The 14,771-nt window shown below is 73.2% G+C and carries 10 protein-coding genes; 2 read left to right on the forward strand and 8 right to left on the reverse strand.

The genetic code is table 11. From position 1 onward, the window contains the following. Nucleotides 1-344: 344 nt before the first annotated feature. The 8 genes from coxB to MKK69_RS19990 are packed head-to-tail and all read right to left on the reverse strand — an operon-like array spanning nucleotide 345 to nucleotide 9,133. Nucleotides 345-1,310 carry a cytochrome c oxidase subunit II gene (coxB, locus tag MKK69_RS19955; RefSeq protein WP_243970702.1) on the reverse strand — a complete coding sequence of 322 codons (966 nt, stop codon included), beginning with the start codon at nucleotides 1,308-1,310 and terminating at the stop codon, nucleotides 345-347. Beyond that, nucleotides 1,307-1,795, reverse strand: a complete 489-nt coding sequence (locus MKK69_RS19960; protein ID WP_243970704.1) for a hypothetical protein — start codon at nucleotides 1,793-1,795, stop codon at nucleotides 1,307-1,309. The genes coxB and MKK69_RS19960 overlap by 4 nt, the downstream gene beginning before the upstream one ends. Then, nucleotides 1,792-2,844, reverse strand: coding sequence for a hypothetical protein (locus MKK69_RS19965; RefSeq protein ID WP_243970706.1), 1,053 nt, complete (start codon nucleotides 2,842-2,844; stop codon nucleotides 1,792-1,794). Before MKK69_RS19965 ends, MKK69_RS19960 begins: the two co-directional genes overlap by 4 nt. Then, nucleotides 2,841-3,374, reverse strand: a complete 534-nt coding sequence (locus tag MKK69_RS19970; RefSeq protein ID WP_243970707.1) for a c-type cytochrome — start codon at nucleotides 3,372-3,374, stop codon at nucleotides 2,841-2,843. The genes MKK69_RS19965 and MKK69_RS19970 overlap by 4 nt, the downstream gene beginning before the upstream one ends. Continuing rightward, nucleotides 3,371-5,383 carry a quinol:electron acceptor oxidoreductase subunit ActD gene (locus MKK69_RS19975; protein ID WP_243970709.1) on the reverse strand — a complete coding sequence of 671 codons (2,013 nt, stop codon included), beginning with the start codon at nucleotides 5,381-5,383 and terminating at the stop codon, nucleotides 3,371-3,373. Before MKK69_RS19975 ends, MKK69_RS19970 begins: the two co-directional genes overlap by 4 nt. Nucleotides 5,384-5,385: 2 nt before the next feature. After that, nucleotides 5,386-6,666 (reverse strand): 4Fe-4S dicluster domain-containing protein, encoded by a 1,281-nt coding sequence (locus tag MKK69_RS31230; protein ID WP_243970711.1) that lies wholly within the window; start codon nucleotides 6,664-6,666, stop codon nucleotides 5,386-5,388. Further along, nucleotides 6,663-8,477, reverse strand: a complete 1,815-nt coding sequence (locus tag MKK69_RS19985) for a TAT-variant-translocated molybdopterin oxidoreductase (RefSeq protein WP_243970713.1) — start codon at nucleotides 8,475-8,477, stop codon at nucleotides 6,663-6,665. The genes MKK69_RS31230 and MKK69_RS19985 overlap by 4 nt, the downstream gene beginning before the upstream one ends. Beyond that, complete coding sequence (locus tag MKK69_RS19990; protein ID WP_243970715.1) at nucleotides 8,474-9,133, reverse strand: cytochrome c3 family protein; 660 nt, start codon at nucleotides 9,131-9,133, stop codon at nucleotides 8,474-8,476. Before MKK69_RS19990 ends, MKK69_RS19985 begins: the two co-directional genes overlap by 4 nt. Before the next feature lie 439 nt (nucleotides 9,134-9,572). On the opposite strand from MKK69_RS19990, the gene MKK69_RS19995 reads away from it, so the two are divergent. Next, nucleotides 9,573-12,146, forward strand: coding sequence for an ABC transporter ATP-binding protein (locus MKK69_RS19995; protein ID WP_243970716.1), 2,574 nt, complete (start codon nucleotides 9,573-9,575; stop codon nucleotides 12,144-12,146). 291 nt (nucleotides 12,147-12,437) lie between these two features. Further along, on the forward strand, nucleotides 12,438-14,762 hold the full coding sequence (locus MKK69_RS20000; RefSeq protein ID WP_243970718.1) for a TonB-dependent receptor family protein: 2,325 nt from the start codon (nucleotides 12,438-12,440) through the stop codon (nucleotides 14,760-14,762). The last annotated feature ends 9 nt before the right edge of the window (nucleotides 14,763-14,771 follow it).

Raw genomic sequence — 14,771 nt, forward strand, 5'->3', positions numbered from 1 at the left:
TATGTGACTCCGCGCTCTGCCAGATCTACCCTGTAGCCTACACTCTTTCCCTGCACGACGCCGTCGCGACCTCGCTTGGGGTCGGGGGGGAGGAACCGCGAGCGCAGTGTCGATTCCGCGTGCAGGTAGTCGGCCTTGCGCCCGATCGTCGCGTCCGCGGGGGGGGGTTCGCGGCGGGCGGTGCCGCCGATGCTGCCCGATGCCCTCATCGTGTCGCCCGCAATAGAAGGGGAGGAAGGCCAAGCGTTGGGACGCTCGCGCGGGTTGCCCTCCCCCGCAGAGGGGGGAGGGGGAGCGGCCCGCCCGGTGATCGGACGGCAGGATGTCCAGGGTGACGCCGTTCATCATCGTGTCGCGTCCGCTGCCTTTGAAGTCGGATACGCTTTCAAAAAATCGATCAGCGTCCCGAGTTCGTCCGCCGGGATCCGGCCGGCGAAGCTCGGCATGACCTGCTTGCCGCCCCCGGCGAGACGGTCGCCGTTCGGGTTCAGGATTTTTTCGCGCAACCACGTCGCGTCGGCCGTGACGGTGCGGCCGTCCGCGAGCTTGACCTCGGATCCGTAGAGACCGGCGAGGCTCGGGGCCTTCACGGGGGAGCCGGGCTCGTGGCAGCCGGCGCAGCCATAGGCCTCGTAGAGGGCGCGCCCCGCCGCGACCTTGCCCTGCTGGGCGCCGGCATGGGTCAGCCAGTCCTGGTAGTCGCCGGGGTTCATGAAGGTGACCTCGCCGCCCATCACGGAATGGTCGGTGCCGCAATATTCCGAGCAGTAGAGGTGGAACGTGCCGGTCTTGTCGGCCTTGAACCACAGGTCGGTGTAGCGGTCGGGCAGAGCGGCGACCTGCAGCCGCACGGCCGGCAGGTAGAGGGCGTGGATCACGTCCTGGCTGATGATGTGCAGGCGGATCGGCTGGCCGATCGGCAGGTGCAGGTCGTTGATCTCGGACTGGCCGGTGGGGTGCTGGAACTTCCACATCCATTGCCGGCCGACCGCCTCGACCACCAGGGCGTCGGGGGGTGGGTTGCGCGACTGGACGAACAGCTTCGCACCCCAGACGAAGAAGATCAGCGTCAGCAGGAACGGGATCAGCATCCAGCTAATCTCGATGAGGTTGGAGCGGATGCCCGAGGGGCTCCGGTCCGCCGCGGAGCCCTCCCGGTAGCGCACGGCGAAATAGGTGATCGCCACGAAGACCGGCACGGTCAGCAGCAGCGTCAGCACCGTGAAGGCCAGGATGAGCAGGTCGGTCTCGCTCGCGACGGCCGAGACCGCGGCGGGCCAGAGCTGGAGGGAATCGTGGCTCGGCGTCATCGCGCGACGGGCTCCGCCGGGTCGAGGGGGCGGCCGACGATCAGATCCATGGCGCGCCCGATCGGGATCCGGGCCCGGGTGCGGGCCGCGTCGCGGTAGCCGTAGCCCGCCAGATGTGCCTCGGTCGCCGCCCGCTGGCGATCGATATCGGCATAGGGGTTCGCCTGGAGGTTCGGGGGCGGCGGCGCGAGGCGGGCGGTCTGCTGGGGCGTCAGCGTCGGCAGCGCCCGGCGCTGGCCCGCCGCGAAGGTGCTCATCAGCCAGATCATCGTGCCGATGACCGTCAGGGCCGCGAGCGCGAGGCCGGCCATGACCAGGGCGGTGTTGCGGACATTGACGTCGCGGACCTCGTGCCCCGGGTCGTCGGGGTCCCGCTGGCTGTTGGCGGGCGGGCGCGACGGGCGCCCGTTCAGGACAGAGCTGCCCCGCAGGGTCAGACCCGCCAGGATGGCGGGGATCAGGCCGGAGGGGCCGCCCGCGCTCATGCCGGCCTCCCGGCGCGGCGGGGGGACGCGGCCGCGCCGAGGCGCAGCGCGGGGCGGAGCGCGGCGGCGAGGCAGGCCACGGCACCGGCCGCCAGCCCGTCGCTCGGGCGCAGCACGAACCGGTCGCGGATCGCGGGAGTGACGAGCCAGAACATCTCGAGGGCGTGCACCGCCAGCGCCGCCCCGGCCAGGATCCGCGTGGTCGGCCGACCGGGCCGGAGGGTCGCGAGCCCGGCAAGCACCGCCACGGCGCCGGCCGCGATCGACAGGGCCCGCCCGAGCCAACCGCCGCGGGCGAAGTACCACGCCACCTCGGGGGGCAGGTTTGCCGACCAGACGATCAGGAACTGCACGAAGTGCAGGTAGGCCCAGAGCCCGAGCAGGACGACGAGGGGCACCAGCCGGCCGCGCCCCGGGGCCGTCCGACCGCGGCCCACCGGTTCCGGCTCCTCCCAGGCCAGCAGGATCGCCGCCGCGAAGGCGAGGCCGCTCCAGGCTGTCATGACCAGGAGGCCGAGCAGGGTCGAATCGAGCCGCGGGTCCAGGGAGGCGATCACGTCGGTGACGAAGAGCGTGCCGATCACCGCATGGAGGCCCACCGCCGGGACGGTCCGGCCCTCGCCGGGGGCGTCGAAGGGCCGGGCGAAGCGCAGCGCCAGCCAGGTCCAGGCGGCGAGATAGGCGATCACCCGCGCGGCGAAGAACGGCACCGTGAACCAGAGGGCGGCGAGCGGTGTGCGCGCCTGGGCGCCGGCCCACGGATAGAGCAGGGGCGCGGCCGCGAGCAGCGGCAGCGCCAGCACGGCCGCCACCGGCATCAAAGTCGTCAGGCGGCGCAGGCCGGCCAGCATCTCGACGCCGCCGCGCGCACGCACGCGCTGGCCGAAGCGCTCGGCCACGATGACCACCGGCAGGGCGCCGACCGGCAGGGCGAGGAGCACCAGCCAGGCGGCGAGGTACGAGGCCGCCGCCCCGCGCCAGCCGCCCGCGAGCCCGCAGCAGGCCAGGAGCGCGAGGCCGGCCAGGCCGAGGAGGGCGGGGCGCCTCACCGGGTCGCCTCCAGCCGGGCCCGATCCGGCTCCGGCAGGCTCGTGACCGGGGCGTCCTGGCTGAGCTGGAGCGCGCGGACATAGGCGACGATCGCCCAGCGGTCGGCGGAGGGGATCATCTGCGCCATGCCGAACATGGCCCTCCGGCCGTTGGAGATCGCGTCGTAGAGCTCGGCCGCGGAGGCCCGGGTGACCGGCTCGGCGGCGAGATTGCCGGCCTGCGGGAAGCCGCGCGCCACGATCATGCCCTGGCCGCGCCCGTCCTGGCCGTGACAGGGGGTGCAGAACACCGCGTAGCGCTGCCGCCCCCGGTCGAGCAGGTCGCGGCTGACGGTCTCCGGCTGCGGCGCCGGCCGGGCGGGATCGTTCCGCGGCACGGTGCCGGCCACCGGCTGGCGCATGGTGATCGCGCGGGGGAAGAACGGGTTCCGGTCCCAGGTCTTGGCCCGGGCCTGATCGGCCATGTCGGCATCGCCGCAGGCCGAGAGCGGCGCCAGGGCGAGGAAGGCGAGGGGGAGGGCGCGCCTCATCGCGGGATCCGCCGGATCTCGAGGGGGCGCCCGGCCTCGGCCGGAAGGCCGGTGAGCCGCCGCTCGATCTTGCCCGCGTCGAACCGGTCGCTCCGGGCCTCCGCGGTGAGGAAGAAGCGGTCGTCCGAGGCGCGCAGGAAGCCCGGGATGTTGAAGGCCGGGTGGTTCAGCCGCGGCAGGCGGTTGAGCACCAGGAGCGCGCCGTGGATCGCCACGCAGCCCGCCATCGTGGCGAAGGACAGGCTCGGCACCACGAAGGACGGCCAGGACAGGCGCGGCCGCCCGCCGATCAGGAACACGTAATCGTAGGCCGTGGCGTAGACGCACATCGCGAAGAAGCCCGCGCCGCCGAGCAGGGCCCCGGCCAGGGCGTAGGGCAGGATCGAGCGGCCCTCCAGGCCGAGCGGCCGGAGGGTCCGGGGCATCGGCACCGGGCCGTGCCCGTCGAGGCGGACGTGGTCGGGGCCGAGGCCGGAGACCGCCTGCAGGGCGGCGGCGAGGTCTCCCTGGCTCGCGAAGGTGGCCGACACGCCCCACAGGGGGGCCGCCACCGGATCCTCCTCCGGCCGGGCGGCGGTCCGGGACGTGGCCGCGCGCGCGGCCTCCTGCGCGGCCGGGACCTCCGCCAGGGCGAGGCGCCGGCTCTCGACGATCGAGACCGCCGGCAGGTAGCGCAGGAACAGGAGCAGCAGGGTCAGGAACAGGCCGATCGAGCCCGCGAAGGTGGCGATGCCCCAGGGATCGACCCCGTAGGGAAGCCGCGAGGAGGGCAGGAAATCCTGCGTCAGGGTCACGACCAGGACCATGACGTGGTCGGCATAGGCGCCGATCGCCACCAGCAGGCCGACCGCCGCGAGGACGAGGGGCGCCGTCCGGGCCCGGGCCGACCACAGGACCTGCGCCGGCAGGACGAGGCTGAGGATCGCCGTCCAGGAGACCAGGGCGTGGTCGCCGGTCAGGCGCCGCACCAGCACGGCGCGGCCCTGCGCGTCGCCGTTGAGAAACGTGTCGAACGCTTCGGCGGCATAGCAATAGGCGCTGGCGCAGCCGAGGCAGAGCAGCAGGCGCCCGAGCACGTCGAGGTGGCGCGGGGTCACCAGGGTATCGAGGCCGTAGACCAGGCGGATCAGCATCACGATCATCGCCGTGACGCCGACGCCGGAATAGACGGCGTTGATCAGGAAGCTCACCGGCAGCAGCGTGCTGTGCCAGCCCGGCATCAGCGAGCCCGCCAGCATCACCGAGGCGCCGGTCTGGACCGAGACCACCAGCAGCACGCCGAGCAGCGCCACCGTCCGGTAGGCCTGGACCCAGATCTGCCAATGGGCCGCCGAGCCGCGCCAGCCGGAGGCGACGATGCCGTAGACCTGCGCGCGCAGCAGCGCGAGCCCGCGGGTCGGCGCCTTGGCGTCGGCCTGGCGCATCGCCTCGGCGAAGGCGCGGTCGCGCAGGGTCGCGAGGTCCGGCAGCAGCCCGATGAACCACAGGCTCACGCAGATCACCAGGAAGGACACGATGTCGATCGCGTCCCAGAGCAGCGGCGAGCGGAACTGCGGCCAGAGATCGTAGGTGTTGGGGTAGGGCAGGTTCCAGAAGAAGAACCACGGGCGGCCCAGATGGATGATCGGGTAGAGCCCGGCAGCCGCAGTGGCGAGCAGCGCCAGGGTTTCGGCGACCCGGTTCACCGCCCCGCGCCATTCCGCCCCGAGCAGGAGCAGGATCGCCGAGACCAGGAGGCTGCCCGAGGCCACGCCGATCCACCAATCGTAGCTGGCGATGTCCAGCGCCCAGACGACGGCGTTGTTGTTCCCCCAGATCCCCGGGCCGGCATAGAGCAGGTAGGCGAGGGTGACGGCGAAGATGCCCAGCAGCGCCCCCGCCCCCGCGAAGGCGATCCACCAGCGCCGGTTGCCCGGATGCGTCAGCGGGATCGCCGTCACGGCGCCGCCGATGCCCTGGAGGGTTTCCTCCGGCGGGATCAGGGAACCGTCCACGAGGGCGCCGGCCATGCTCAGCCCTCCCGACCGCTGCGATCCGCGGCGGGCGCGAGCCCGGCGAGGTAGGTGGTGCGCGGCCGCGTGTTCAGGTGGCCGAGCAGCGCGTATTCCCGGGGATCCCTGCGGGCGGCCGAGACCTGGCTCCCCGGATCGGCGACGTTGCCGAAGGTGATGGCCCGGGTCGGGCAGGCGCCCTGGCAGGCGGTCTCGACGGCGCCGTCGGGGATCGGGGCGTGGGCGTCCTTGGCGGAGGTGATCCGCGCCGCGGTGATCCGCTGGATGCAGTAGGTGCACTTCTCCATCACGCCACGGGCGCGGACCGTGACCTCGGGGTTGCGCTGCTGCTGCTCCACCGGGGTCATGCCGCCGGTATAGTCGAGGTAGTTGAACCGGCGGACCTTGTAGGGGCAGTAGCTCTGGCAGGTCCGGGTGCCGACGCAGCGGTTGTAGACCTGCAGGTTCAGGCCCTCGCTGTCGTGCAGGGTCGCCTCCACGGGGCAGCCGAGTTCGCAGGGCGCCTGCTCGCAATGCATGCACGGCACCGGCTGGAAATGCGTGGTCGGCGCGTCGAGATCGCCCGCGTAGTAGCGGTCGACCCGCAGCCAGCCCATCCAGCGCCCCTTCTCGACCTCCGCGCGGCCGACCACCGGGATGTTGTTCTCCGCCTGGCAGGCGGTGACGCAGGCGTTGCAGCCGGTGCAGGCGTCGAGGTCGATGGCCATGCCCCATTGCGCGGCGACCCAGCGGTCCTGGCTCTCCGGGGGTGGGTAGAACGAGGCGGGGCTCGGCGCGCCCCTCGGGTCGCCCACCGGCGGGGCGCCGAGCGCCTGCACCCGGACGATGTCCTCCCCCTCCATCGTGCCGAGGTGCTGGGTGGTCGCCGGCATGCTGCGCCGGCCGGTCTTCGTCAGCCGCGCGCCGGAGAGCCGCCAGCCCGAATCGGCCGGTCGCAGGGGTGACGCGTCGTAGCCGAGACCGCGGGACAGGTGATCCGGCACGTCCCGGCCGTAGCCGAGGGTCAGGGTCAGCGTGTCGTCGGCCTGTCCCGGCAGGATCCAGGCCGGCCCCTCGACGGCGCGGCCGTCCGCCTCCAGCCGCACGATGTCGCCGGTGGCGATCCCCTCACGCTCGGCCAGCCGCGGCCCGAGGGCGATCACGTTCTCCCAGACCACCTTGGTAAGCGGCTTCGGCAGTTCCTGAAGCCAGGCGAGGTCGGCCGGGGTACCGTCCCAGACGGTGGGGTCGGGGCGGAACAGGACCTCCAGGGCGCCGGTCGATGGCGCTACCGGATTCACGTGTCTCCCTCCCCCCTCTGCGGGGGAGGGAGGGCGCGTGCCAGATCTGGCGTATCCGTTCCGTCAAAGGGTTCAGGCGGAGAGGTCGCCTCGGCCGGGGGGGTGTGAACATCGTAGGGGGAAATCGCAGCCACCTGCGTCAGCGCCACGGTCTCGGCCGGCCGCGCGCTGTCGGCCCAGAAACCTTGGCGCAGGGCCTCCGAGAAGCCGGCCTCGAACGCCGCCTCGTCCGTGCCCTGCTCCCGCCAGCGCGCCTTGAGCAGGCCGAGGGCGTCCTCGGCGCCGTCCCCGCCCGTGCCGTCCGCCAGGAAGGCCAGCATCTGCGGCAGGGTGCGGCCGTTGTAGAACGGGGCGATGGTCGGCTGGATCAGCCCCACGGTCCCGTCGAGGGACCGGACGTCGCCCCAGGATTCGAGGGGATGGGCCACGGGCAGGTGCCAGTCGGCATGGGCGGCGGTCTCGTCGGCGTAGAGCCCGGCATGGATCTTGAGCGGCACGCGCCCCATCCCGGCGGCTAAATCGAGGGCTCCGGGCGCCTCGTAGACCGGGTTGGCGCCGAGCACGATCAGCGCCGTGACGGTACCGCGCGCCATCGCGTCGGCGAGGTCCGCCAGCGTGCCGGCCCCCTGCGCCTCGGCGGGCTCGGTGAGCCGCAGGGTCGTGCCGGTGTTGCCGAGCGCGCCGTTGAGGCGGTGGACCAGATCGTGCAGCGCCGGACTCGCCGTGAGCCCGGCCGTGACCAGGCCGGCGCCCCGGGCCTCGGTCAGGGCCTTGCCGGCGCCCCGCGTCCAGCGGGCCACCGGATCGTCGCCGGACGGTGCCGCGCCGCCCTCGGCAAGCCCCAGCAGCGCCCGGGCGAGGGCTTCGAGCCGGGCAGCCTGGACGGGAACGGAGACATCCGCCTTGGCGCTGGTCAGCGTCGGCGTCGGCGCCGCCGCGTGCAGGGTCAGCAGCCGGCCCTCCGCGTAGGCCGCGCGCCGGGCCGCGCTCCAGCGCCGGGACAGCCCGACCTGGCCCGGGCCGAGGTCGAGGAAGTCGCCGTCGAGCGCCACGATCGTGCGCGCCCGGTCGAAATCGGGGATCGTCTCCAGCGGCCGGCCATAGGCAAGGCGGGCACCCTCGTAGAGCCCCGCGCGCCCGGCACCCGCGCCGACATGCCAGCGCAGGGCCGGATAAGCGGCCCGCAGCCGGGCGATCTGCGCCGCCACCGTGGGCGAGGTCACCGGGCCGGTGAGCAGGGCGAGGCCCGCGCCGCCGGTCCCGCGCCAGGCCGGCATCTGCGCCTGCAGGGCCGTACGGAACGCCGCCCAGGAACTCGGCCGGCCGAGATGCTGAACCGCCTGGGAGCGGAACGGGTCGTAGAGGCCGAGCACGGAGGCCTGGGCCAGGACGTCGGTGCCGCCGCGGCTCCAGGGATGGTCGGGATTGCCCTCGATCTTCAGGGGCCGGCCGTTGCGGGTGGTGACCAGGATGCCGTTGCCGAACCCGTCGAACAACGCCGAGGAGGCGTAAGCGAGGTCGGTGCCCGGCACGATCCGCTCGGGCTGGTTGACGTAGGGCACCTCGTGGTCGCGGCCGCCGGCCCCGCCGCAGGCGGTGAGCCCGCCGAGCGCGAAGGAGGCCGCCATCAGCTTCAGGAAGCCGCGCCGCTCCGGAGCGGCGGCGAGCTGGGAGGCCGAGGGGAACTCGGCGGCGAGGTAATCTCGGAATTCCGGGCTGTCGGCCACGGCGTCGAGGCTGCGCCAGAAGCGCGGGCCGTCGCCGCTCGCGAGTTTCGCACGCAGGGCCGGGAAATCGGGAGGGCCGGTCATCGGTGGCAGATCCCGCATTCGGTGAGCCGCGCGCCGCCGCGGATGTGGTACTCGGCCGCGAGCTTCGGCCCGAGGGTCGCCTGGTCGGCCGGCGGCGTCCAGGTCATGTTCCAGACCTGATCGGGCGGGCGGACATACTTCTCCGGCGCCCGGTGGCAGTCGAGGCAGAAGCGCATCTCGAAGGCGTTGGCCCGGTAGGTCATCTGCATCGCCGTCACGTCGCCGTGGCAGGTGGAGCAGCCGATCCCCTTCGTCACGTGGACGGAGTGGTTGTAGTAGACATATTGCGGCAGCTTGTTCAGCCGCTTCCATTCCAGCGGGATGTCCTGCGCGTAGCTGTCGCGCACGGGCTTGAGCATGTCGGAGCCGGTCCAGATCTGCGAGTGGCAGGTCATGCAGGTCTGGGTCGGCGGGATGCCCGCTGTGGCCTCCTTGTCGACGGTGGTGTGGCAGTAGCGGCAATCGATGCCGAGCTCGCCCGAATGGTGCTTGTGGCTGAAGGGCAGCGGCTGGGCCGGCGCCACGCCGACGCCGGTGACGTAGTTCGAGCGCACGATTCCGGCCGCCAGCACGGGCAGCCCGACCAGGCAGGCGACGCCGGTCATCAGGGCGAGGCGGTAGAGCGCGTCCGCGCCGGGCGTGAACAGCTGCGCCATCAGCCGCGCCCGCGGGACGACGGAATGATCGGGCGATCGCGTTCGATCGGCTCAGCTCCTGGCCACACGCGTCGCCCCACGTTCCGATCCCAGCCAGACCCATGCCGCAGTCCGGTCCGCGCGCGGACCGGGCGACCGAAGCGGCCGCGTTGCGCCGTGGCGGCGCCCCTATCGGGAGCCGTGCGCTGCGGTCCATAACCTAGAGCGCTTCCAGACCGGAACCAGAACTTGGATCAGGCTGGCGGACATGTCGCAGTGCGGCAGCGACAGGTCCCGCGCCCTGCGCCGGGCCCTGGGGCATCGTCGCGAGAGGGGCCCGCCGGCTTTCGGAAAAAGGCGATGCCGATCAAAAAGCTAGCGGATCGCACCGGTTCCGGTCTCCGGCGCGATGCGTTATGCCCCTGGCCGCGGAAGGCCCCCCGATCCCGCCCGGAGACGCATGGAATCCGATCCCCTCGTCCTGACCTGGCGTGCCGCGCGGCGTCTGCATGCCGCGGCGGCGGCCCTCGCGGTCGGGATCGGCGTGCCGCTCTGCGCGCTGGCCCTCCTCTGCCTGCGCGACCTCGTGGCACTGCTGCCCCGCGACGGGGCGGCGGCGCTGCTCTTCCTGCGCCTCGCCGTGCCGCTTCAGGGCGGCGAGCTCGTCCTGGCACCCGGCCTGCCGCTGCGTCCCGCCGGGCTCGAATTCGCGGCGTTCCTGTGCATCGCCGCCTGCGCGCTGATCCTGGCGGCCCTCGGCTGGTGGGTGGCGCGCCTGTGCTTCAAGGCCCAGAACCGGGCCGCCGACGCGGTCCGGGACAGCGTCCTGCGGGCGATCCTCGACGCCCCGGCCGGGGCGCGGGACGAGGCGCGCAGCCTCGCCCGCCTCGTCGGCGACATGCTGGCGCGGGCCGACCGACTGCTCGCCGCCGGGATCGTCCTGCCGGCGATGACGCTCGCCGCCCTGATCCTCGCCCTCGGCTTCGCCGCGCTGGCGGCGCCCCGGCTGGTCCCGGCGGCAATGGCCGGCCTCGCGGCGGTCGGCCTCGCCTACGGGCTGGTGCTGGAACGGGCGCGGGATCGGCAGGAGTTACGCCTGCGCACCGGCGCGCGGGCGGAGGAGAACCTGAACGACCTCGTCCGGCGCCTGCCGGCCGTGCGCAACCACGGAGCCGCCGCCCTGGAACGGACGCGCATCGCGGCCCGCGTGAGCGCGATGCGCGGCACCGTGGCCCGCGCCGAGGCGCGGCTGGCCTATGCCCGGGCGCCGGCCCTCGCCCTGGCGGTGATCCTGCCGGCGATCGCGGTCGGCACCGCCCTGTGGCGCAGCACGGCGCCGGGGGTGCCGCCGGCGCCGCCGGTGGATCCGGCCGCACTCCTGGCGGCGGCGGGCGCCTTCGGCCTCGCGGGCTGGCTCGCGGCGATCTGCGCGCGCCTCTGGACGGTGCGCCGGGCCGTGCGCCCGCGCTTCCGCGACCTCGCCCGCATCATCGCGGCCCTCGAAGGCCGGCGGGCACGGACCGGCGCCCCCGTGCCGCTGCCCCGGTCGGGGCTCCTGGCGACCCAGGGCGTCGGCGCCTTCGATCCGGTCACGGGCGAGCGGCTGACCGGCGTCGACGTCGCCGTCACCATGCCGGGCCATGTGGCGATCACCGGCAGCCGCGGCAGCGGCGCCCGGGCGCTGGCGGCGGTGCTGGCGGGGCAGGTCGAGCCGACGGCCGGCGCCGTCACCTATGCGGGCACGGACCTGCGCGGCTTCGACGCCGCCGAGCGCGCCCGGCGCATCGCCTTCGCGGCCGGCGAGGCGATCCTCATGGCGGGCTCGCTCCGGCAGAACCTGCTCTACGGCACCGACCCGGCCCGCGCCCCCGACGACATCGCGCTCATCGGGCTCAGCCGGCTGACCGGGCTCGACGGCTTCGTCTACGCCCGCGGCCTGACCGGGCGGCTCGACCCCGCGGCCCAGCCGCGGCTCGCGGCCGCGGTCGTCGCCGCCCGCCGGACCATGCGGGTGGCCCTGGCCGCCAAGGGGGCCGAGCGCCTGGTCGAGCCGTTCGACCCCGACCGCTACAACCATCAGGCGAATATCGGCGAGAACATCCTCTTCGGCGAGCCGGTGGGCGGCGCCTTCTCGCCCCTGCGCTTCGCCCGCCATCCCTACCTGCGGGCGGTGCTGGAGGCCGAGGGGCTGGTCCGGCCGCTGACGGAGATCGGCCTGTCGGTGGCCAGCAGCACCGTGGAGATCTTCGCCGACCTGCCCAACGACCATCCCCTGTTCGACGCCTACTCGCTGTTCCAGGCCTCGGAGCGGGGCTATTTCGAGGATCTCGTCGTGCGCCTGGCCGACGCCGCCAGCCTGCGCCGGGGGCCGGCGGGCCAGCGCGACCGCACGCGCCTGATCGGACTGGCCCTGCGCTACAGCGAGTCCCGCCACCGCTTCGGCCTGATCGACGCCGCGTTCGAGGCGCGGCTGGTCCAGGCGCGGCGCTCCTTCGCGCGGATGCTGCCGGCCCATCTCGCCGGCGCGGTGGAGTTCCACGATCCCGGCCGGGTCAACCCGGCCGCCAGCCTGGAGGAGAACCTGCTGTTCGGCCGGATCAGCCTCGGCGAGGCCAATGCCGAGCCGCGGGTGCGGGCGCTGGTCCGGCGCGTGCTCGCCGAGGAGGGGCTCGAAGCCGCCGTCTACGGGCTCGGGCTGGACAGCAAGGTCGAGATCCAGCCGAGCACCGGCGCGCTGGCGGACGGGGCGATCAACGCCCGCGAGCGGATGGCGATCGAGCTGGTCCGCTGCCTCGCCCGCGAGCCCGACATCCTGGTCGTCGCCCTCGCTCCCGACGAGCGGAGGGAGGACCTGCACGACCGCCTCCTCGGGCTGCGCCGGGCGCGGGCCGGGCGCGGCCTGATCGTCTGCCTGCCCGGGACCGCCGTGTCGGAGGGTTTCGCGCCGTTCGACGCGGTGATCGCGGTGGAGAACAGCGCGGTGGTGGGACCGGTGACGGTGCCCGCGGAGGCCGAACTCGCCCCGGCGGGTTGAGGCGGCCCCGGTCGGGAGATTTCGGGGCGCAGCCGTCCTTCGACGGGGGCGCGCTAACGCGGTCGCGCCGCGATCAGGACCTCGCGCTTTCGGAGGCGAGACACGGTCGCCCGCGTCCGGATCGAGCGAGGTGCCGATGATACTTTGTCCTGGACTTGAATAGCCGTCCCCTTGCAGAGACAAGCTCGGCAGTTCATTGATACGGCGCCTTGAGCGAGCGTCATGCCCCGAGATAACAAGATCAAGGCGGGTATCGCCGCAAGACTATCGCTCCGAAGAAGATGACGGCTCTTGCGTAGCCCAGCCTTCCTAGCCCTCTGCGCATGCGCCTACCTCGGCACCGATCACGCCGCCGCGCAGACCGGCCGACCCCGCGACCTTGAGGAGTTGTCCGTCGTCCTCGACCGCGCCCCCACGCCTGCCGACGCCGAACCGTGGGCCGCGCGCGGCGATGCGGGGCCAACCCCGCCGGGCGGCACAGCGCCCGGCGTCGGGATCACGTTCGGGGGGGCCGCGACGACGATCACCCGGCGGGACGCGATCGCCGATCGGCCAGCCGCCGACATAGGCTCGATCCTGCTCGACAGCCCCGGTGTCACCGTGCGCCAGGGGACGGGCGGCCGCGACGTCATCGTCTCGATCCGCGGCGCCAACGCCCGTTCCACCGGCGTGAACCGCTCCATCGCCGTGGTCGAGGACGGCTTCCCGCTGACTCAGCCCGACGGTGGCTCGCGCTTCGACCTCACCGACCCGCACGCCTACGCCGACGTCACCGTCCTGCGCGGGCCGCAATCGGCGCTGTTTGGCAACTACGCCACCGGCGGCGCCATCGCGTTCCGGACCCGCACCGGCGCCGAGATCGACGGCTACGAGATCGGTGCCGACGCCGGTTCGTTCGGGTATCTCAACACCTACGCCGCCGCGGGGCGGGCGAGCGGCCCGTTCGATCTCGCCCTGTTCCTCAGCGACGCACGGGCGAACGGCTACCAGGATCATGCGAGCTACGACACGCAGACGGTCAACCTGATCGCGCGCTACGCGCCGACCCCGGACGACCGATTCACCATCAAGGCCATCGACAACCAGCTGCACGCCGATGTCCCGGCGCGCGCGTCGCTGGCGCAGTACAGGATCAACCCCTACCAGCGCGGCTGCGCGGCGGCGGCCACGGCAGCGCCGGGCTGCACGACCTACGCCTACTTCGCCAACGGCGCCTACGGCGCGACGGTGGCCGTGACGGCGAGCGAGGCGGCGCTGCTGCGCGACGACAGGCGCACCGTCCTCGGCCTGCGCTACGAGCACGACCTCGATGCATTCACCACCTGGAGCGCGCAGGCGGTGCTCGATGAGCGCAACTTCTTCCAGCCGTTCTACACCGCCTCACCCCAGGGTTCGTACCCGTCCCAGAACCTCCTCACCGACGTGACCCGGCGCGCCGACCTGTTCGGTCTGCCGGCGACCGGCTACGCGGCGCTGTCCTACGACCGGATCGAGTCCCACGCCGCGATCTACACCCGCGCCCCTTACAGCGGGCCGCGCCTGGGCGCGCTGACCAGCGACCAGCGGGCGGTCCAGGACAACCTCGGCGCACGGGCTCGGGTGGAGCTACAGCTGTCCGAACGGTGGTCGGTGGCGGCCGGGCTCGGCGCGCAGGCGACCGGCGTCGCGGGGCGCAACATCTTCTACACGACGACCCCGGGCGGCACGGCTGGAGCTGGGGCCGGCGTGGACCGCACCTTCCTCAACGCCGCGCAGGACCTGTCGCTGACCTACCGGCCCAGCGCGGACTGGCGGTTCCTCGCCCGCGCGGCGACCGCCTACGCGACCCCGGCGGCCACCAGCCTGTTCATCACGCCCGCCGGAATACCGGGCAACAACACGCTGCTGAGGCCGCAGCGCAACCTCGGACTCGACCTCGGCGCGACCTGGATGCCGCTGCCAGGACTGCAACTGTCGATCACCGGCTTCTACGAGTTCCTGCGCGACGAACTCGTCTCGCAATCGCCCGGCGGCGGCCTCCTGCCGTTCATCGTCAACGCGCCGGCCTCGGAGCACCGCGGCGTCGAGGTCCGCGCGACCTGGGCGTCTCCGGACGGGTGGCGGGCGACGCTGGCCTATACCCACGACGACCAAGTCTACACGCGGTACACCGAGCAACTCAGCGCGGGGGCGAGGACCGCCACGTTCGATCGGGTGGGCCGGCACATCCCGGGCGTGCCCGTCGATGCGGGGCTGGTACGGCTCGGCCACGAATGGACGACCGGCCTGCTGCACGGCTTCGGGGCGTTCGTCGAGGCGGTCTCCCAGAGCGGTTTCCCGCTCGACAACGCCAACGTGCTGAAAGCCCCGGGTTTCGGGATCGTCAACCTCAACGTCCACTACGACCGAGCGCTCTCGGGTCGGGCGGATGCCGGCTTCGCCAAACGCGTGAGCGTCTATGTCGAGGCGCGCAACGTGCTGGGTCAGGTCTATACGAACGCCGCCCAGAACGTCGCCGACACGATCAGCGCGGTGAACGGACAGCCGAACGGAGCGCGCGTCCTGGCCCAGGCGACCGGCTCCGTATTCGCGGGTGCACCGCGCAACATCGTCGGCGGCGTACGCGTGGCGTTCTGACGATGAGGG

The organism is Methylobacterium sp. J-026, assembly GCF_022829585.1.
Taxonomy (GTDB): Bacteria; Pseudomonadota; Alphaproteobacteria; order Rhizobiales; family Beijerinckiaceae; genus Methylobacterium.

What these genes read in the sequence shown, in the direction of transcription:
- coxB (WP_243970702.1), bottom strand. Translation starts at nt 1,310, where the DNA reads ATGACGCCGAGCCACGATTCCCTCCAGCTCTGGCCCGCCGCGGTCTCG.
- MKK69_RS19970 (WP_243970707.1), bottom strand. Translation starts at nt 3,374, where the DNA reads ATGAGGCGCGCCCTCCCCCTCGCCTTCCTCGCCCTGGCGCCGCTCTCG.
- MKK69_RS19995 (WP_243970716.1), top strand. Translation starts at nt 9,573, where the DNA reads ATGGAATCCGATCCCCTCGTCCTGACCTGGCGTGCCGCGCGGCGTCTG.
- MKK69_RS19990 (WP_243970715.1), bottom strand. Translation starts at nt 9,133, where the DNA reads ATGGCGCAGCTGTTCACGCCCGGCGCGGACGCGCTCTACCGCCTCGCC.
- MKK69_RS19960 (WP_243970704.1), bottom strand. Translation starts at nt 1,795, where the DNA reads ATGAGCGCGGGCGGCCCCTCCGGCCTGATCCCCGCCATCCTGGCGGGT.
- MKK69_RS19985 (WP_243970713.1), bottom strand. Translation starts at nt 8,477, where the DNA reads ATGACCGGCCCTCCCGATTTCCCGGCCCTGCGTGCGAAACTCGCGAGC.
- MKK69_RS19975 (WP_243970709.1), bottom strand. Translation starts at nt 5,383, where the DNA reads ATGGCCGGCGCCCTCGTGGACGGTTCCCTGATCCCGCCGGAGGAAACC.